The organism is Pseudomonas sp. AOB-7 (assembly GCF_003696305.1).
Taxonomy (GTDB): domain Bacteria; phylum Pseudomonadota; class Gammaproteobacteria; order Pseudomonadales; family Pseudomonadaceae; genus Aquipseudomonas.
Genome location: NZ_RFFK01000004.1, coordinates 232,241 through 251,472, shown reverse-complemented (window position 1 = coordinate 251,472; position 19,232 = coordinate 232,241). Strand labels below are relative to the sequence as shown.

Here is a 19,232-nt window from a genome sequence, read left to right as displayed (position 1 = left end):
GGAGCGGCTTTAGTCGCGATGTTCGCGACTGAAGTCGCTCCTGCGAGGCCTGTGGCGCTCGGTCGAGACAATGAGGTTTGTGATGAGTTGCGATTTCCTAGCCCTGGCCCAGCCGGGCGTGCAGAAGCTGTCCCCCTATGTGCCGGGCAAGCCGGTCGACGAACTGGCCCGCGAGCTGGGCCTGGATCCGGCCGGCATCGTCAAGCTGGCCAGCAACGAGAACCCGCTCGGCCCCAGCGCCAAGGTGCTGGCGGCGATCCGTGCCGAACTGGACGAGCTGACCCGTTATCCGGATGGCAATGGCTTCACCCTCAAGACCGCGCTGGCCGCCCGCTACGGCGTGGGCGCGGCGCAGGTCACCCTGGGCAACGGCTCCAACGACATTCTCGAGCTGGTCGCCCGCGCCTACCTGGCGCCGGGGCTTAACGCCGTGTTCAGCGACTACGCCTTCGCCGTCTACCCCATCGCCACCCAGGCGGTCGGCGCGCAGGGCAAGGTGGTGCCGGCCAGGGACTACGGCCACGACCTGGACGCCATGCTCGCGGCCATCGACGCCAATACCCGCGTGGTGTTCATCGCCAACCCCAACAACCCGACCGGCACCTGGTTCGGCCCAGCGGCGCTAGACGCTTTCCTGGCCAAGGTGCCGGAGTCGGTGCTGGTGGTGCTGGACGAGGCCTATATCGAATACGCCGAAGGCGATGAGCTGCCGGATGGCCTCGATTACCTGGCCCGCTACCCGAACTTGCTGGTTTCGCGCACCTTCTCCAAGGCCTATGGCCTGGCGGCGTTGCGCGTGGGCTATGCGATCAGCTCGCCGGCCATCGCCGATGTGCTCAACCGCGTGCGCCAGCCGTTCAACGTCAACAGCCTGGCCCTGGCCGCCGCCTGCGCGGCGCTCGCCGATACCGAGTACCTGGCCGAGAGCCGTCGCCTCAACGATGCCGGCATGCATCAGTTGCAGGACGGCCTGCGCGCGCTGGGTCTGAGCTGGATTGCCTCGAAGGGCAACTTTATTGCCGTCGACTTCGGTCGCGACACCGCGTCGATCAACCAGGCGCTGCTGCGCGAGGGCGTGATAGTGCGGCCGATGGCCGGCTATCGCATGCCCCATTTCCTGCGCGTATCCATCGGCCTGCCGCAGGAGAACGCGCGCTTCCTCGAGGCCCTGGCCAAGGTGTTGTCGGCGTGACTGTCACCGCAGTGCAATCGAGCGCCCCTAAGATCGGCCGCCTGGTGGTGGTCGGCCTCGGCCTGATTGGCGGCTCCTTCGCCAAGGGCCTGCGCGAGAGTGGCCTGTGTCGCGAGGTGGTGGGCGTCGATCTGGATGCCGAGTCGCGGCGCCTGGCGGTGCAGCTGGGCGTGGTCGATCGCTGCGAGACCGATCTGGCCGCCGCCTGTCAGGGGGCCGATGTGATCCAGCTGGCGGTGCCTATCCTGGCCATGGAGAAGCTGCTGGCCGAGCTGGCCAAGCTCGATCTCGGCGATGCGGTGCTGACCGACGTCGGCAGTGCCAAGGGCAATGTGCTACGCGCCGCGCGCCTGGCCTTCGCCGGCAAGAGGGTGCGGCTGGTGCCGGGCCACCCCATCGCCGGCTCCGAGCAGAGCGGGGTGGAGGCGGCCAAGGCGGCGCTGTTCCGCCGCCACAAGGTCATCCTGACGCCTTGCGAGCACAGCGACGAGGCGGCCCTGGCGCTGGTGGAAGGCCTGTGGCGCGAGCTGGGTGCGGATGTCGAGTCGATGGAGGTGGAGCACCACGATCAGGTGCTTGCCGCCACCAGCCACCTGCCGCACCTGTTGGCCTTCACTCTGGTCGACTCGCTGGCCAAGCGCAGCGAGAACCTGGAGATTTTCCGTTACGCCGCCGGCGGCTTTCGCGACTTCACGCGGATCGCCGGCAGCGATCCGGTGATGTGGCACGATATCTTCCTCGCCAACCGCGAGGCCGTGCTGCGCACCCTGGACACCTTTCGCGACGACCTCGACGCCCTGCGCGACGCGGTCGACGCCGGGGATGGGCATCAACTGCTGGGCGTGTTCACCCGCGCCCGCGTGGCCCGCGAACATTTCAGCAAAATTCTGGCCCGCAGGGCCTATGTGGACGCTATGCACTCGACCGATCTGATTTTCCTGGCAAAACCCGGTAGCAGCCTGTCCGGACGCATTCGCGTGCCCGGCGACAAGTCCATCTCGCACCGCTCGATCATGCTCGGCTCGCTGGCCGAAGGCACCACCGAGGTCGAGGGCTTCCTCGAAGGCGAAGACGCCCTGGCCACCCTGCAGGCCTTCCGCGACATGGGCGTGGTGATCGAAGGCCCGCACCACGGTCGCGTCACCATTCATGGTGTCGGCCTCAATGGCCTGAAGGCGCCGGCCGGCCCGCTGTACATGGGCAACTCCGGCACCTCTATGCGCCTGCTCTCCGGCCTGCTCGCCGCGCAGCCGTTCGACACCACCCTGACCGGCGACGCCTCGCTGTCCAGGCGTCCGATGAACCGTGTGGCCAAGCCGCTGCGTGAAATGGGCGCGGTGATCGAGACTGGTCCGGAAGGGCGTCCGCCGCTGACCATCAAGGGCGGCCAGCGCCTGACCGGCATGGACTACGAGATGCCGATGGCCAGCGCCCAGGTCAAGTCCTGCCTGCTGCTGGCCGGCCTGTACGCCGCCGGCAAGACCTCGGTGACCGAGCCGGCGCCGACCCGCGACCACACCGAGCGCATGCTGCGCGGCTTCGGCTACCCGGTCAGCGTGGAGGGCAGCACCGCCACCGTCGAATCCGGGCACAAGCTCAGCGCCACCCGTATCGAAGTGCCGGCCGATATTTCCTCGGCGGCCTTCTTCCTGGTGGCGGCGAGCATTGCCGAAGGTTCCGAGCTGGTGCTCGAGCACGTCGGCATCAACCCGACCCGCACCGGGGTGATCGATATCCTCAAGCTGATGGGCGGCGATATCAGCCTGGAAAACCAGCGCGAGGTGGGCGGCGAGCCGGTGGCCGATATCCGCGTGCGCTCGGCCAAGCTCAAGGGCATCGATATTCCCGAAGACCTGGTGCCGCTGGCCATCGACGAATTCCCGGTGCTGTTCATCGCTGCCGCCGCTGCCTCCGGCCGCACCGTGCTGCGCGGCGCCGAGGAGCTGCGGGTCAAGGAGTCCGACCGTATCCAGGTCATGGCTGACGGTCTGGTCGCCCTGGGCGTGAAGGCCGAGCCGACTCCGGACGGCATCGTCATCGAAGGTGGCGCCATCGGCGGCGGCGAAGTCTGGGCGCACGGCGACCACCGTATCGCCATGTCCTTCAGCGTCGCCTCGCTGCGCGCCAGCGCGCCGATCCGCATTCACGATTGTGCCAACGTCGCCACCTCCTTCCCCAACTTCCTCGCCCTGGCGGCCGAAGTCGGCATCCAGGTGGCCGAAGAGGGCAAGGCATGAACGCCCCGGTGATCACGGTCGACGGGCCGAGCGGTTCCGGCAAGGGCACGCTTTGTGCCCTGCTGGCCAAGCAACTGGGCTGGAACCTGCTCGACTCCGGTGCGCTGTACCGCCTGCTGGCCTTCGCCGCCGGCAACCACGGCATCGACCTGACCAACGAGGAGGCGCTCAAGCAACTGGCCGCCCACCTCGACGTGCAGTTCACCGGCAAACGCATCGTCCTCGAAGGCGAGGAAGTGACCGACGCCATCCGCAACGAACAGATCGGCGCCGGCGCGTCCATGGTCGCCTCGCTGCCGGCGGTGCGCGAAGCGCTGCTGCAGCGCCAGCGCGCCTTCCAGGAGGCGCCGGGGCTGGTGGCCGATGGCCGCGACATGGGCACCGTGGTATTTCCCGATGCGCCGTTGAAGGTCTTCCTCACCGCCAGCGCCGAGGAGCGTGCGCGTCGCCGCTACTTGCAGTTGAAGGCCAAGGGCGATGATGTTAATCTCGCGAGTCTTCTCGACGAGATTCGGGCGCGCGACGAGCGCGATACCCAGCGCGCGGTGGCGCCGCTCAAGCCGGCTGCTGACGCAATCCTGCTGGATTCCACCGAGCTGTCCATCGAGCAAGTGTTAGAGCGCATTCTGCGCGAGGTCGCCGATCGCGATCTCGCCGGGTAAGAGCCACAGCTGCCTAAGCTGACCGGCTCGCAAGGAGGCATGCGGGAGACCAGTCCTAGTCCCGCAGGCCTCTTTTTACATGAACGAACCCACATTGTCTGGAGTGTGGTTTGGGCGAATCCCCGCCCTTGACAACAGGAATCAACATGAGCGAAAGCTTTGCAGAACTTTTTGAAGAAAGCCTGAAATCCCTCGACATGCAGCCGGGCGCCATCATCACCGGCATCGTCGTCGACATCGACGGTGACTGGGTTACCGTCCATGCCGGTCTGAAGTCCGAGGGCGTCATCCCGCTCGACCAGTTCTTCAACGAACAAGGCGAGCTGACCATCAAGGTCGGTGACGAAGTCCACGTTGCGCTGGACGCGGTTGAAGATGGCTTCGGTGAAACCAAGCTGTCCCGCGAGAAAGCCAAGCGCGCTGAGTCCTGGCTGGTTCTGGAAGCTGCGTTCAACGCTGAAGAAGTGGTCAAGGGCGTTATCAACGGTAAGGTCAAAGGCGGCTTCACCGTTGACGTCAACGGCATCCGCGCGTTCCTGCCGGGTTCCCTGGTCGATGTCCGTCCGGTGCGTGACACCACTCACCTGGAAGGCAAAGAGCTCGAGTTCAAGGTCATCAAGCTGGACCAGAAGCGCAACAACGTTGTCGTTTCCCGCCGCAGCGTGCTGGAAGCCGAGAACAGCGCCGAGCGCGAAGCCCTGCTGGAATCCCTGCAGGAAGGTCAGCAGGTCAAAGGTATCGTCAAGAACCTCACCGACTACGGCGCCTTCGTGGACCTGGGCGGCGTAGACGGCCTGCTGCACATCACCGACATGGCCTGGAAGCGCATCAAGCACCCGTCCGAGATCGTCAACGTTGGCGACGAGATCGACGTCAAGGTCCTGAAGTACGACCGCGAGCGCAACCGTGTCTCCCTGGGTCTGAAGCAGCTGGGCGAAGATCCGTGGGTTGCCATCAAGGCCCGTTACCCGGAAAACACCCGCGTCATGGCGCGCGTCACCAACCTGACCGACTACGGCTGCTTCGCTGAGCTGGAAGAAGGCGTTGAAGGTCTGGTACACGTTTCCGAAATGGACTGGACCAACAAGAACATCCACCCGTCGAAAGTCGTTAACGTCGGCGACGAAGTGGAAGTCATGGTTCTGGACATCGACGAAGAGCGTCGTCGTATCTCCCTGGGTATCAAGCAGTGCAAGACCAACCCGTGGGAAGACTTCTCCGGTCAGTTCAACAAGGGTGACAAGATCTCCGGCACCATCAAGTCGATCACCGATTTCGGTATCTTCATTGGTCTGGACGGCGGCATCGACGGCCTGGTTCACCTGTCCGACATCTCCTGGAACGAAGCCGGCGAAGAGGCCGTGCGTCGCTTCAAGAAGGGCGACGAGCTGGAAACCGTCATCCTGTCGGTTGACCCGGAGCGCGAGCGCATCTCCCTGGGCATCAAGCAGCTGGAAGACGATCCGTTCAGCAACTACGTCTCGATCAACGACAAGGGCACCATCGTCCGTGGCGTCGTGAAGGAAGTGGATGCCAAGGGCGCCATCATCGACTTGGGCAACGAGATCGAAGCTACCCTGAAAGCCTCCGAAATCAGCCGTGACCGCGTTGAAGACGCGCGCAACGTTCTGAAGGAAGGCGACGAAGTCGAAGCCAAGATCATCAGCGTCGACCGCAAGTCCCGCGTTATCAGCCTGTCCATCAAGTCGAAAGACGTCGAGGACGAGAAGGACGCGATGAAGGAACTGCGTAACAAGCAAGACGTTGAAAGCACCGGCCCGACCACCATCGGTGATCTGATCCGTGCTCAGATGGAAAACCAGAACTAAGTTCGGGTAACTCCATCAAGAAAAGGGCGACCCTCGGGTCGCCCTTTTTGTTTCTCGCCTTCCTGAATCTCGCCACTGTCGAGATGGATTTACCCGCAAACCTCGAGCGTGAAGCGCCATGGCTATGGGGTAGGGTGGAAGCGTTTTCCGCCGGCATGCGTACAAAGGTGCGGTAGATGCCCGATGCCGCCATGGCCTGCGCGGCGTTGCCGGGCTAGGGCTTGCGCGCATGCGCTCGGCGATATAAGGCGATCACTCCCCAGATTGCGCTAACACCTTGTTTTTTAGGCTGTTCAAATGCTGATCAGCATGCTAAAACCACTCTATCGAGTGATCTAGCCGCTTGAAAAAGAAGGGAAAACCATGACCAAGTCGGAGTTGATCGAAAGAATTGTCACCCACCAAGGTCAGCTGTCCTCCAAGGATGTCGAGCTGGCTATCAAGACCATGCTGGAACAAATGTCCCAGGCATTGGCCACTGGCGACCGCATCGAAATTCGCGGCTTCGGCAGTTTCTCCCTCCACTACCGCGCCCCGCGCGTGGGTCGCAACCCGAAAACCGGCCAGTCGGTGCGCCTGGACGGCAAGTTCGTGCCGCATTTCAAACCGGGCAAAGAGCTGCGCGATCGGGTTAACGAAGACGAGTAGTACCGCTGGGCGAGGCCGTTCGCTGACCGACTGGTTTCGTGGCGTCAAACCTTCGTCTTGCTTGCGAAAAAATAAAAAGCATGCAAAATGTGCGGGCTATCACATCGCCACATAGCTAGCACCGTCTTTGATTCGTCGGCACCTCCTCTGCCGAGCTAAGTGATCCGCACCTTGGGGCTGAGTCCCTGTAGTTTTCGTCAGCGTTAAGGGATTGACTCGTGCGGTACCCCAACATTCTTCATCATGGCGCCGTTTCCGGCGTGACGGGCTCCTGTCACCAGTTGCAGATGGATGCCGAGCACGCGCTTCTGGTCGATTGTGGCTTGTTTCAGGGGGCTGAGACCTCGCCCGAAGGTCGGGCCGGAGCCGGTCGTCTCGATATCGATTTCTCCCTGGCGGGTATCAGGGCGCTGATCGCCACTCACGTGCATATCGATCACGTCGGGCGCATTCCCTATCTGTTGGCCGCAGGATTCAAGGGCCCCATCCTCTGCAGCGAGCCTTCGGCGAAACTCCTGCCCATCGTGCTGGAGGACGCCTTCAAGCTCGGCTTCAGCCGCGATCAGGCCAAGGTGGCGCGTTACCTCAAGCTGATCGAACAACGCATCGTCGCCTTGCCATACAAAACCTGGTTCAACCTGGTTGATAGCGAGCAACTGACGGCGCGGATTCGCCTGCAGCGCGCCGGCCACATCCTCGGCTCGGCCTATGTCGAAGTAGACCTGCACTACCCCGTGACGGGCGAGCGCAAGCGCGTAGTGTTCTCCGGCGACCTCGGTGCGCCCCACGCACCGATACTGCCGGCGCCGAAGGCGCCCCAGCGTGCCGATATCCTGGTCATCGAAAGTACCTATGGCGATCGTCTACACGAAGACCGCCGCAATCGCCGCAAGCGTCTCGAGCAGGTGCTCGAACAAGCCCTGGCCGACCAAGGCACGGTGCTGATTCCGGCCTTCAGCATCGGCCGTACCCAGGAGCTGCTCTACGAACTGGAAGATATCCTGCATCGCAGGGCGTCCAGCAAGCGAGCGCCTGTGAATGGCATCGACTGGAGCAACTTGCCAATCATTCTCGACTCTCCCCTGGCGAGCCGTTTCACCCGTGTCTACCGGGAACTTGAACCCTTTTGGGATGCCGAAGCGCTGGCACGAGTCAGAAGTGGGCGCAAACCGCTGGCCTTCGACAACCTGCTGACGGTGGACAGTCATCAGGCTCACTTGGCCATGGTCAACCGCCTGGCCCGAACGGCGCAGCCGGCCATCGTCATCGCCGGTAACGGCATGTGCTCCAGCGGCCGCATCGTCAACTACCTCAAGGCCATGCTCGGCGATGCCCGGCACAATCTGCTGTTCGTCGGTTACCAGGCCGAGGGTACTCCAGGTAGGCATATCCAGCGCTTCGCGCCGAAGGGCGGATTCGTGGAAATGGACGGGCAGCGCTATGCCATAAGGGCGCAAGTCCATACCATAGGCGGCTATTCGGCGCATGCCGACCAAAATGGGTTGGTCGGATTCGTTACTCGGATGCGCCGCTGGCCGTCGGAGGTGCGGATCGTGCATGGCGAGGTCAGTGCCAAGCAGCAGCTGCGGCACGAATCCAGGAGCGCTATGAGCAGGCCCAGCGTCAGGTGGAGATTGTCATTTAAGCAAAGGAGTGCATTGGTTCAACGCTTTCGCCCCTCATGACTCATTACCGTGAGCGACCTAAATAAGAATCTGAGGGCAGTTAGCTGTGGTGAATGATTTTAGTTCTTGTTATTCCGTGAGCAGGCAGGTGCGTGCTCAGCAGAAGAACCAGCGTCCCATGTGTATCTGGCTGACGGGGTTGTCCGGTTCTGGAAAGTCCACGTTGTCGACGCAGCTCGAGCAGGTGCTGCATGCGCGCGGGTTGCACACAATGGTTCTGGATGGCGACATCGTGCGCCAAGGCTTATGTCGCGATCTCGGTATGAGTGACGCGGATCGCAGTGAAAACATCAGGCGAGTGGCCGAAGTGGCCAGGCTGATGGTCGAGGCGGGTTTGATAGTGATAGTGGCGCTGATATCGCCATTTCGTAAGGATCGTCAGGCAGCGCGTGAGCTGTTTGCCGAGGGGGAGTTTCTTGAAGTCTTCGTAGACGCCCCACTGGAGACATGCTCGGCACGTGACCCCAAAGGACTGTATGCAAAAGTGAGAAGTGGACAGATCAAGAACTTTACCGGCGTCGATAGCCCTTACGAAGCTCCAGAACATCCGGATGTCCATATTCGCAGCGCCGAGAACGACGTTGTCGCGTGCGTTCAGTCGATTCTGGGCCGCATGGGCCTGCGCGATGTGCAGTGATATGAGGTTACGTGTTTTGTTGAACTGCTGGCCATGAAGCTCAAGTGTCTAAGTATCTTCGGGACGCGGCCGGAGGCGATCAAAATGGCGCCGCTGGTGCGTGCCCTGCAGGCTTGTGCCTGGGCAGAGGCGCGCGTTTGCGTCACGGCCCAGCACCGAGAAATGCTCGATCAAGTGCTCGATTGCTTCGATCTTGCAGCGGATTTCGATCTGGACATCATGCTGCCCGGGCAGGATGCCGGCTCCGTCGCGAGCAGTGTCCTGCTGCAGCTGCGTAGTGTGCTGCGCGAATTTAAGCCGGATCTGGTGCTGGTTCATGGCGACACCGTTACCACGCTTGGTGCCGCCCTTGCCGCGTACTTCGAGCGTATTCCTGTTGCCCATGTAGAGGCGGGTTTGCGCACTGCGGATATCTATTCGCCCTGGCCGGAAGAGGGTATGCGCAGGATGGTCGGGCCGATTGCCGGATTGCATTTCGCGCCCACTGCGCGTGCGCGACAGAATCTGCTCGACGAAGGCGTCGATTCCGACACGGTACATGTCACGGGCAATACCGTGGTGGACGCTTTGCTGGGCTGCGTCGCGACGATCCAGGCGGACAAAGCGGCGGAGCAGCAGTTGGCCGCAAGCTTCCCATTTCTCGCCACCGAGCGGCGCATCGTGCTCGTCACCGGGCATCGTCGGGAGAATTTCGGCATGGCCATGGAGCGTATCTGCGCTGCGCTACGCCAGATTGCCGAAGCCTTTCCCGGTGTGGATGTCGTCTATCCGGTGCACCCCAACCCGAACGTGCGCGAGCCGGTCAATCGTCTGCTGGCGGGAATCCCGAATATCCACTTGATCGAGCCCCTGGATTACCGGACTTTCGTCCACCTCATGGCGCGTGCCTACCTGATCCTCACCGACTCCGGCGGTATTCAGGAGGAGGCGCCCTCGCTGGGTAAGCCCGTGCTGGTCATGCGCGACACCACCGAGCGCCCCGAAGCCATTGAGGCCGGTACGGTCAAGCTGGTGGGCACTGAGGTTGCCGGTCTGTTCGACGCTGTGCGCGAACTGCTGGAGGACGAGGCGGCATATCGGCACATGAGCCAGGCGGTCAATCCCTATGGCGACGGCAAGGCGAGCGAGCGAATCGTGCGCGTTTTAGAGCAATGGGCCAAGGCTAAACAATATGTTTAATACGGTTTCAGTGATCGGGCTTGGCTACATCGGTTTGCCGACTGCGGCAGTTTTTGCCTCACGGAAAAAGCGGGTGATCGGCGTCGACGTCAACGACGAAGCGGTGCAGATCATCAATCGCGGAGAGATTCATATCGTCGAGCCTGAACTCGACATGCTAGTCCATGCCGCCGTCAAGGAAGGCTACTTGCGTGCAACGACCCGCCCCGAGCCGGCCGATGCTTTCCTGATTGCGGTTCCAACGCCCTTCACGGAGGGCCATAAGCCCGATCTCGCCTACATCGAGCAGGCCTGCAAGTCAATTGCTCCCGTGCTCGCCAAGGGCAACCTGATCGTGCTCGAGTCGACTTCGCCGGTGGGCACTACCGAACGAGTCGCCGGCTGGCTTGCTGCGCTGCGCCCCGACCTGAGTTTTCCGCAGCAGGCGGGAGAGGCCTCGGATATCCGGGTCGCCCACTGTCCGGAGCGCGTGCTGCCTGGCAGAGTGCTGCGCGAACTGGTGGAGAACGACCGGGTCATCGGCGGTATGACCAACGCCTGCTCGCACGCGGCCGAGCGCCTGTACCGGGCCTTCGTGCAGGGCGAGTGCGTGCTCACCGACGCGCGCACGGCGGAAATGTGCAAGTTGGCGGAGAACAGCTTCCGCGATGTCAACATCGCCTTCGCCAACGAACTGGCCGCCATCTGCGAGAGGCTGGGAATCAACCCCTGGGAACTGATCGCTCTGGCCAACCGTCACCCGCGCGTCAACATCCTTCAGCCCGGTCCGGGCGTCGGTGGCCACTGCATCGCCATCGATCCCTGGTTCATCGTCGATGCAGCTCCCGAACAGGCGCGCATTATCCGCCAGGCGCGTACGGTCAACGACGAGCGTCCACTGCAGGTGGTGAGCCAGGTGGAGGGAGTGCTGGCACAGTGGCAGGTCCAGCATGGCCAGCGCCAGGCGAAAGTGGCGTTCCTCGGTTTGAGCTACAAGGCCAACATCGACGATGTGCGTTCCAGCCCGGCACTGACTATCGTCAATGCGGTCGCGGCGAAGTACCCCGACGTGGTGCTTGCCGTCGAGCCGCACCTAGCGGCCGCACCTGCCGAGCTGCACCCCAATGCGCAGTTCGTGGAGCTGCAGGAGGCCCTGCAAAGGGCCGATATTCTCGTACTGCTGGTGGCCCACAAGGACTTCCAGTCGGTACAGCTAGGCAATAACGCCAACCAGGCGGTATTGGATACATGCGGTGCCTGGAAAGGTATTGCGATCTAAACGAAGTAAGCCCCCCAGGCGAGCAAATTACAGGAAATCGACATGACGATGTTTTTCGAAGACAAGAAGGTGCTGGTCACCGGCGGTTGCGGCACGGTTGGCAAGGAACTGGTCAACCAGCTGGTGCACAAGTATGGCGTCAAGGAACTTGTCGTTCTGGATAACAACGAAAGCGAGTTGTTCTACCAGACCGAGGCCTATCGCGATCATCACAACGTGCACTTCTACCTGTGTGACATCCGTGACGAAGGCGCGTTGACCCGCAAGATGGAAGGCGTCGATATCGTCTTCCACACCGCGGCATTCAAGCACGTCATTCTCTGCGAGCAGGTGCCGCACGAGGCGGTGCAGACCAACATCCTCGGTGTCGACAACATCGTTCGCGCTGCGGTCAACTCTGGCGTAAGCAAGGTCATCTTCACCAGCTCCGACAAGGCGGTGAACCCCACCAACGTGATGGGCACCTCCAAGCTGATGGGCGAGCGTCTGATCACCGCCGCCAACGTCGAGTTCAAGAAGTCCGGCTGCATCTTCGCCTCCACCCGTTTCGGCAACGTGCTCGGCTCGCGTGGCTCGGTCATCCCGATCTTCCGCGAGCAGCTGCGCAAGGGCGGCCCGCTGACCCTGACCCACCGCGAAATGACCCGTTTCATCATGAGCGTCGAAGAGTCGGTCCAGCTGATCGTCGACTCCGCCATGCTGGCCAAGGGCGGCGAAGTGTTCGTCACCAAGATGCCGGTCATCGCGATCAAGGATCTCGCCGAAGTGATGATCCGCAAGCTGGCCCCCGAGTACGGCCAGGACCCGGCGAAGATCGAGATCAAGGAAATCGGCGTCAAGCCGGGCGAGAAGCTCTACGAAGAGCTGATGACCGGCGAAGAAACCGGTCGCGCGCTGGAGCTCGAACGTTACTTCGTCGTCAAGCCGGCGATCATGAAGCGTTTCACCGATATCGACTACAGCTACCAGGGCGTGGTCTCCGAACAGGTGGAGAACCCCTACAACTCGGCGAACGAGCCCAAACTGAGTCAGGACGAACTGGCGGTGTTCCTCGTCGAAAACAACCTGATCTGAAGAAGATCGCAGCAACCGCCGGCGGGCAGCGCTCGCCGGAAACTTTTCAGGAGTGAAACATGCACGTATTGATTCTCGGCGGCGACGGCTACTTGGGTTGGCCCTCCGCCATGTACTTCTCGGCCCGCGGCTATCAAGTCACCGTGGTCGACAACTACCTGCGCCGCAACAACTGCCAGGACCTGGACGTCGGCATGCTCTACCCGATCCCCACCCTGATGGAGCGGGCCAAGATCTGGCACGAAAAGACCGGCTACGAAATCAAGGTGGTGATCGGTGACCTGGCCGAGCCGCAGGTCATGCGCTCGCTGTTCGATGGCAGCGTCAAGTACAACTGGTGCGTCAACCCGGCATTCACCGGCATTCCGGAAACCGTCGTGCACTACGCCGAGCAGCCTTCCGCGCCGTACTCACTGATCGACTACGCACACGCCGACCAGACCATCGTCAACAACCTGCGCGTGACCAACAACCTGATGTTCGCCGTGCGCGACTTCTCCCGTGATACCCACATCATCAAGCTGGGCACCATGGGCGAATACGGCACCCCGAACATCGACATCGAAGAAGGCTGGCTTGAGATCGAGCACAAGGGCCGCAAGGGCAAGTTCCTGTTCCCGCGTGCCGCCGGCTCCATCTACCACACCACCAAGGTGATGGACACCGACCTGATGTGGTTCGGCGTGCGCATGTGGGACCTGCGCGTCACCGACCTGATGCAGGGCCCGGTCTACGGCATCGAAACCGACGAAGCCGCCATCGACCCGCGCCTGAACACCATCTTCAACTACGACGAAGTGTTCGGCACCATCGTCAACCGCTTCATCGTCCAGGCCGTGGTCGACTACCCGCTGACCGTATACGGCAAAGGCGGCCAGACCCGTGGCTACCTCAATATCAAGGACACCCTGCAGTGCGTGCACCACTCCGAGAAGGCCCCGGCCGCCAAGGGTGAGCTGCGCATCTTCAACCAGATCATGGAAACCTTCTCGGCCAACCAGCTGGCCGACATGGTGCAGCGCGTCGGCCAGTCCCTGGGCTACGACGTCAAGGTCAACCACCTGGAGAACCCGCGCAAGGAAGCCGAAGAGCACTACTACAACCCGACTTACCAGGGCCTGATCGACCTGGGCGTGCAGCCGCACTACCTCACCGACGAGGTCATGGCCGGGATGTTCCAGGTAGTCGGCAAGTTCAAGGAAAACATCCGCAAGGATGTGATCTTCAAAGGCATCAAGTGGTAAGTGGAATCGAGGACTGAGTAAATGGCCTGGAGCGGCTTGGAACTAAAGAACGCAAGGTTTTGGATCGAGCCGCTTCAGGTGCGCGAGGTGCCTCATAGAAAGACCCAGCCCGGCCTCAAGGTCGGGTTCGTGGGTAGCCGACGTCTACGGACCAACCTGGAATTCGACTGCTCGATCTACCTGCTGACGCAGGAAAACTATCGAGCGGTGATCGCAACGGCGGGGCTGGACTTCATCCTGTTCGAGCCCACGTTGCATGCTACGCGCGACGAGTGGGACGTAGCCGCCCGCGGCTATCTGGACAATCTGTCCGCGCTGAGTCGACTGGCTGAGCAGCAGGGCGTTCCGCTGGTGTATTGGGACACCCTGGGCGCCGGTTACGACTCGGTGTTTTCGCCGGTATGGCCGTTGTTCACTCATCGCTACAGTGCAGACCCTGCGCGTGCCAGCGACTGGCGCCAGCTGCCGCCAGCTATTCAGCCGGCGCTGCACAACCCCTTCCGCCATCGTGGCGATGTAGCGCTGTTCTCCGCACCGCTGCTGTTTGACGGGATGGTGGATATTTCCCGCAGGGCCGCGGACTTCGAGTTTCTCGATCAATTGGAAGACTTGGGGCTCGGCATATTCGATTCGCGCTACACCTTCTTCGTGAACAAGCTTCGCGACCTGGATCATCGTTTTGCCCGCGTCCACGGCCATCTGCCGGTTGAAATGGCGTACAAGGCGTACAAGTTTTCGCGTCATTACCTGACGGTATCGACTACGCAGAAAAGCAGCGTGGCGCGCCTGTTCGACTGTATCGAAGCGGCGGCCTGCGGTGCCTTGATTCTGGACGCTGGGCCGGAATACATCGAAGGCGTGTTTGCCGAGCTGTTCCAGCGCGTCCCGAAGGAGGAACTGCCCGCCTGGCTGGAGAATGCCTGCGAGGAGGACTGGAGCATCCGGCGTCAGCTGAACCTGCGCACGCTGGTGCTCAACCACAGCTATGCCCAGCGCCTGGCTACCCTCTGTCGGGACCTGGGTATCGAGCATGCGGAAGAACAGTTACCGCGGATTTCCATTTTTACTCCCAGCAACCGTCCACAATTGGCCGAGAAGGTGGTCGAGCAATTCGTCAAGCAGACCTATCCCAACAAGGAACTGGTCTACGTCTACAACGCCGCTCACCCGGAGTCTTTGCCCGAGGTCGTGCGCAATACGCCAGATCTGCAGTTCTTCAGCCTGCCGCCTGAAATGAATATCGGCAGTTGCATGAATTTTGCCGTCGGCAAGGCCACCGGAGAGTTCTCCGTCAAGATGGACGATGACGATTTCTATGGCGAAAACTATTTGCTGGATATCCTTGTCGCGCTGAAATGTGTGGCAGCGGATTTCTGGGGCAAACCGCCAAGTTATGTCTATTTCGAGTCCACGGAAGAGTTCTACTTCAGGGCGGACGCCAACAGGCGTGCGTCGCCCTATAGCTTTTGCTTTGCAGAAGAGCTTGATGTCAATTCGTTTAATATCGCCGGCAATACCCTGGGCGGGCGGCGATCTGCAATGGCGGAGCATGCTTTTTCTTCATCGAATGTCGGCGCGGTGGATACCATCTTTCACGATATGTCGGCTTGCCATCAGTCAGTCGTTGCAATGCTGGATTCGGGCAATATGGCGGTGTTCCGAGGCTCCGATCTGGCCGCGCATAACTGGCGCATCGAAGATGACGCATTGAAGAAGAATGCCAAGTTGATTGGGGTGGGAATGTGCCATGAAAAAGTCTTTTATTGAGCTGGTGGTGTAATGGCTGAGATGATTTTTGTCATCGGTTCGGGGCGCTCCGGCACTTCGCTTGCGGCGCAGATGTTGGGCAAGTTGGGCGGGCGTGTTTCCGATGATCTGGTGCCGGTGGGCGAGCAGAATCCGGACGGCGCCTACGAGGATAAGTTCGTTTTTGAAGCGATCAGCAAATTGATGCTCGAATTAGGCGCGACGCCTAATATGCCGATGCCGCAGGGATGGTTGGAGACGCCTGCTGCGCGTGCCTGTATCAATGCCCTGATCGAGAAGGTCGATGCTGAGTTGCAGCGTGACGGCGGCCCCTGGGTACTGAAGGAGCCACGTTCGGCGCTGTTGATCCCGTTGTGGCGGAAAGTATTCAACCGCACCAGGGTGGCGCCGAAGTACGTACTGACCCTGCGTGATCCGAAGAATGTCTGTGTGTCTTCTTTGAAACAATACGGCCAGTCAATAGATATCACGGAGTTGATGTGGCTGAACAAGAACGTGTCCGCTTTGAGTGAGTTGGGCGGTAGCAGTTATTTGCTGCATTACGAATCCTGGTTTGCCAACCCCGTCGAGACGGCGCGCGGTCTGGCCGATTTTGCCGGCTTGCCGATCGATGAAACCACCCTGCAGGCGGTTGTCGGCGAAGCGGTCAAGCCTCGCCTCAACCGCTCCGATTTCCTCGACGTCGAGTTGAAGAACCCTAGCGTGGCCACCCTGTATCAAGCCCTGCAGGCCTGCAACGGCCTGGATTATGGGCGCGACCAGTTGAAGGTCGCGCTGCAGCAGGCGATGGCTGCGATGGATGCCTTCTCCGGCTGGGTACAGCTTTATCACGCCAAGAAGTCTCCGGCCCAACCCGCCGAGGCCGCAAAAAAGGATCAGGAGAAGCTGGTTCGGCAGAACCGGGAGTCAACCGCACTGCTTGAGCAGGTGAAGCAGGAACTCACCGAGGTTCTTCAGAGGGAGTCGCAGATCAAGGAGGACCTTGCGCAGCAGAATCAGGCGCTCAGCGAGCAGCTTCAGCAGACCAAGAATGAATTGGCCGAGGTGCTGCTACGAGAGTCCCAATTGCTTGGGCAACTCGAAAGTGGACGCCTTAATCAGCAAAGCCTCAATCTAGTTGCGGTAAAATTGGTCGAAGCCACTCAGACAGTACAGAAGATCGAGCAGACTCTGGCAGGCAAAGAGGAAAAGCTGGAAGTCTTTCGCACTCGTATGGATGAGTTGCAGAAGCAAATTGCTCAGAAGAATGAACGTATAGCCCGCGAGGTGGTTGAAGCCAATACACAGCGAGCCCGACTTGAGCAGCTTGTACGTACCAATAGGCGCTTGAAGAAACGTAATGGCGCCATTTTGGCATCGACCTCTTACCAGCTGAGTTTGGTGTTTGCGCATACGATGCGCTCGCCATTGAAAGGATTTTTCCTGTTGCCGGTAAATCTATTTTCCGTTCTGAAGAAGTGGCGCGCACGTGGCGAGTAATATCAAAGTTTCCGTTATTGTGCCGCTCTACAATACAGCGGACTATATTGCCGAATGTCTCGATTCGGTGCTGACACAGACATTGAAGGAAATCGAGGTTATCGTCGTCGACGATGGCTCTATGGATGGTGGCGATAAACTGGTTGAGCAATATTGCGCGCGATATCCGCAGGTCAAATTGCTGCGTCAGGAGCGCAAGCGGCAGGGCGCAGCAAGGAATCTGGCACTGACCCATGCCAATGGCGAATATGTTTCTTTTCTGGACTCCGACGACACTATTCCTGCCGATGCCTACGAGAAAATGGTGGCAGTCGCCAAGCAATATGGCAGCGACATGGTCTGCGGCATTCAGCAGTCTTTTAGTCAATGGCGCAAATGGATTGGAGTTCCTGTCCATCAGCGTGAGTTCAATCGACTGATCGACTGCACCACCATAGAAGAGATGCCTACGCTGATACAGGACATCAGTGCCTGCAATCGCCTGATCCGTCGGGAAAGCATTGAGAAACACGCGATGCGTTTCCCTGAGGGTACGGCTGGCGAAGACCTGGATTTCATGGCCAGGATGTATCTGAAGTGCGATGTGATCACCATTTTGCCCGAGGTGGTTTACAACTATCGCGGGCGTGATGATTCGCGTACCAGTCGAATCTCTCCGCAGTTCTTCGAGGATCGCGTAGCAGTCACCGAATGCCTTGAGCGGGCTTTTGCCGAGAAAGACGCGTTGGATATCTACCAGCGCTTGCTGCGTTCCGAAGTCAGGAAACTGGTGGGCAATCGCTTCTTGAAAGTGATCAAGCAGTCTGCATACGACGAGCAACTGCAGATATTTGGCATCATCGGCCGTCTGGTGAAAAAGTTGTCACCGGAAGATATGCGCTCCGCGGAAGACTATGCGCTGCGTGAGCAGGTGCGCATCATCATGCTCAGCGCTCAGGAGTACGACGCGCTGGTGGCCTATGAAAACGCCCCGCGCTCACCGCGTTACTTGACCCTGCTCAAGTCCGATGCCGCCAAGGCGCAGCTTTTCGAACCCATGATGCGTATGCAGTTCCAGGGCCTGGCCCGTTTCGAGCGGGTGCAGAAAATCCAGAACTCCCGGGTATTTGCCGTGGCCTCGCGTATCAGCCTGTTGGCGGCGAAATGTCTGAAGCTGGCGTCGACGGTCAAGGGCCTGCCGATGCTCAAGTACTTCGCGGCGGCGCCGGTGGCCAAGCTGGCCGGGGCGTTGCAGCCGAACAAGGCCATCTGGCTGATGGACGAGCGGATTGCCAGCAGTGCCGAGGACAACGGCTACTTCTTGTTCAAGTACCTGCGCGAAACCTACCCGCAGCTGCCGGTGTTCTACGTGCTCAAGCGCAATTCGCCGCACTGGGGCATCGTGGCGCCGCTGGGCAACGTGGTGGCGCAGTACTCCTGGAAGCACGCCTATCTGCTGTGGCGCGCGCGGGTGATGCTGTCCACCGACAGTTTCCGTGGCCTGGACTATCCGAGCGAGTCACTGCCGCGCCTGCGTCGCAAGACTCTGAACGTGTTCCTGCAGCATGGCGTGGCCGGCAACAAGACCATGACCTACACACGGAAGAACTATCCCTACTTCTCGCAGGTGATCGTTTCCAACGGCATCGAACAGGCGTTTTTCAGTGGTCACTATGGCTTTACGCCAAAGCAGGTGAAGCTCACCGGTATCGCCCGGCTGGATGCCCTGGCGCCTCGGCGCGGCCCCGAGCGTTCGCGCAAGATTCTGGTGGCGCCCACCTGGCGGCGCTGGCTCAAAGGGCAGGGGCAGATTCAGGCAAGTCGCTACTACCACGCCTGGAACAGCTTCCTCACCAGCGCGCGCCTGGCCGAACTGCTGGAGCGGCACCAGATGGAGCTGTATTTCCGTCCGCATTTCAACATGATGCATTTCATCGACGAGTTCGAGAAAGGTTCGCCGCGGGTGCATGTGATCCGCGATCTCGATCAGCCGCTGCATCATCTGATTCGCGAGGCGGATTTGCTGATCACCGATTATTCCAGCGTGATGTACGACTTCTTCTATCAGGAGAAGCCGGTGCTGGGCTATATGTTCGACCGCCACGAGTGGGAGGTGCAGCCACCGGGGCCGCCGCACCTGGACTACGAGCGCGATCTGGCGCTGGAACTGGTCACCACCGAGGACGCCTTGTTGCAGCAACTGCAGCAGTGCCTGGAGGGCGGCTGCGAGATGTCTGCCGACAAGCGCGGTCGTCTAGACAAACTGTTCAGCCACCGCGACGACGGCAATTGCGAGCGCATCTACCGGGCCGTGGTCGAGGAACTGACTCAGCCATGAACAGCATACTTAGAAAGGGCAGGG

Annotated in this window: 14 protein-coding genes; all 14 read left to right on the top strand. The window is 60.7% G+C overall.

Annotated features, from left to right (window positions below; genetic code table 11):
• The first annotated feature begins 82 nt into the window (after window positions 1-82).
• The 14 genes from hisC to EA796_RS09980 all read left to right on the top strand — a co-directional run bounded on the left by hisC (window position 83) and on the right by EA796_RS09980 (window position 19,208).
• A complete protein-coding gene (gene hisC, locus EA796_RS10045; protein ID WP_122108508.1) occupies window positions 83-1,192 on the top strand; it encodes a histidinol-phosphate transaminase in 1,110 nt (369 codons plus the stop codon).
• On the top strand, window positions 1,189-3,429 hold the full coding sequence (locus EA796_RS10040; RefSeq protein WP_122108507.1) for a bifunctional prephenate dehydrogenase/3-phosphoshikimate 1-carboxyvinyltransferase: 2,241 nt from the start codon (window positions 1,189-1,191) through the stop codon (window positions 3,427-3,429). Before hisC ends, EA796_RS10040 begins: the two co-directional genes overlap by 4 nt.
• Window positions 3,426-4,091 (top strand): (d)CMP kinase, encoded by a 666-nt coding sequence (gene cmk, locus EA796_RS10035; protein ID WP_021445093.1) that lies wholly within the window; start codon window positions 3,426-3,428, stop codon window positions 4,089-4,091. The genes EA796_RS10040 and cmk overlap by 4 nt, the downstream gene beginning before the upstream one ends.
• A gap of 146 nt (window positions 4,092-4,237) precedes the next feature.
• Window positions 4,238-5,920, top strand: a complete 1,683-nt coding sequence (gene rpsA / locus EA796_RS10030) for a 30S ribosomal protein S1 (RefSeq protein WP_021445094.1) — start codon at window positions 4,238-4,240, stop codon at window positions 5,918-5,920.
• A 363-nt stretch (window positions 5,921-6,283) separates the two neighbouring features.
• Window positions 6,284-6,568, top strand: a complete 285-nt coding sequence (gene ihfB / locus EA796_RS10025) for an integration host factor subunit beta (RefSeq protein WP_003243558.1) — start codon at window positions 6,284-6,286, stop codon at window positions 6,566-6,568.
• Window positions 6,569-6,786: 218 nt separating this feature from the next.
• Window positions 6,787-8,253: an MBL fold metallo-hydrolase gene (locus tag EA796_RS10020; protein ID WP_218567630.1), complete on the top strand. Its 1,467-nt coding sequence runs from the start codon at window positions 6,787-6,789 to the stop codon at window positions 8,251-8,253.
• Between the two features lie 46 nt (window positions 8,254-8,299).
• A complete protein-coding gene (cysC, locus tag EA796_RS10015; protein ID WP_256679199.1) occupies window positions 8,300-8,890 on the top strand; it encodes an adenylyl-sulfate kinase in 591 nt (196 codons plus the stop codon).
• Window positions 8,891-8,923: 33 nt separating this feature from the next.
• A complete protein-coding gene (gene wecB, locus EA796_RS10010) occupies window positions 8,924-10,069 on the top strand; it encodes a non-hydrolyzing UDP-N-acetylglucosamine 2-epimerase (RefSeq protein ID WP_122108505.1) in 1,146 nt (381 codons plus the stop codon).
• Window positions 10,062-11,327, top strand: coding sequence for a UDP-N-acetyl-D-mannosamine dehydrogenase (wecC, locus tag EA796_RS10005; protein WP_122108504.1), 1,266 nt, complete (start codon window positions 10,062-10,064; stop codon window positions 11,325-11,327). The genes wecB and wecC overlap by 8 nt, the downstream gene beginning before the upstream one ends.
• Window positions 11,328-11,369: 42 nt before the next feature.
• On the top strand, window positions 11,370-12,401 hold the full coding sequence (locus tag EA796_RS10000) for an SDR family NAD(P)-dependent oxidoreductase (protein WP_122108503.1): 1,032 nt from the start codon (window positions 11,370-11,372) through the stop codon (window positions 12,399-12,401).
• 59 nt (window positions 12,402-12,460) lie between these two features.
• The gene (locus EA796_RS09995; protein WP_102840244.1) at window positions 12,461-13,645 is read left to right on the top strand and encodes an NAD-dependent epimerase/dehydratase family protein; all 1,185 of its coding nucleotides are present in this window, start codon (window positions 12,461-12,463) and stop codon (window positions 13,643-13,645) included.
• A 21-nt stretch (window positions 13,646-13,666) separates the two neighbouring features.
• Window positions 13,667-15,412 carry a glycosyltransferase gene (locus EA796_RS09990; RefSeq protein ID WP_122108502.1) on the top strand — a complete coding sequence of 582 codons (1,746 nt, stop codon included), beginning with the start codon at window positions 13,667-13,669 and terminating at the stop codon, window positions 15,410-15,412.
• Between the two features lie 12 nt (window positions 15,413-15,424).
• Entirely contained in the window at window positions 15,425-16,891 is a 1,467-nt protein-coding gene (locus EA796_RS09985; protein ID WP_122108501.1) for a sulfotransferase family protein, read from the top strand.
• Complete coding sequence (locus tag EA796_RS09980) at window positions 16,881-19,208, top strand: glycosyltransferase (protein WP_122108500.1); 2,328 nt, start codon at window positions 16,881-16,883, stop codon at window positions 19,206-19,208. Before EA796_RS09985 ends, EA796_RS09980 begins: the two co-directional genes overlap by 11 nt.
• Window positions 19,209-19,232: the final 24 nt, after the last annotated feature.

Excerpts from the sequence above, each read along its gene's own strand:
- hisC (WP_122108508.1), top strand. The coding sequence starts at position 83 with ATGAGTTGCGATTTCCTAGCCCTGGCCCAGCCGGGCGTGCAGAAGCTG.
- wecB (WP_122108505.1), top strand. The coding sequence starts at position 8,924 with ATGAAGCTCAAGTGTCTAAGTATCTTCGGGACGCGGCCGGAGGCGATC.
- ihfB (WP_003243558.1), top strand. The coding sequence starts at position 6,284 with ATGACCAAGTCGGAGTTGATCGAAAGAATTGTCACCCACCAAGGTCAG.
- wecC (WP_122108504.1), top strand. The coding sequence starts at position 10,062 with ATGTTTAATACGGTTTCAGTGATCGGGCTTGGCTACATCGGTTTGCCG.
- EA796_RS10000 (WP_122108503.1), top strand. The coding sequence starts at position 11,370 with ATGACGATGTTTTTCGAAGACAAGAAGGTGCTGGTCACCGGCGGTTGC.
- EA796_RS09995 (WP_102840244.1), top strand. The coding sequence starts at position 12,461 with ATGCACGTATTGATTCTCGGCGGCGACGGCTACTTGGGTTGGCCCTCC.
- EA796_RS09990 (WP_122108502.1), top strand. The coding sequence starts at position 13,667 with ATGGCCTGGAGCGGCTTGGAACTAAAGAACGCAAGGTTTTGGATCGAG.
- EA796_RS09985 (WP_122108501.1), top strand. The coding sequence starts at position 15,425 with ATGGCTGAGATGATTTTTGTCATCGGTTCGGGGCGCTCCGGCACTTCG.
- rpsA (WP_021445094.1), top strand. The coding sequence starts at position 4,238 with ATGAGCGAAAGCTTTGCAGAACTTTTTGAAGAAAGCCTGAAATCCCTC.
- cmk (WP_021445093.1), top strand. The coding sequence starts at position 3,426 with ATGAACGCCCCGGTGATCACGGTCGACGGGCCGAGCGGTTCCGGCAAG.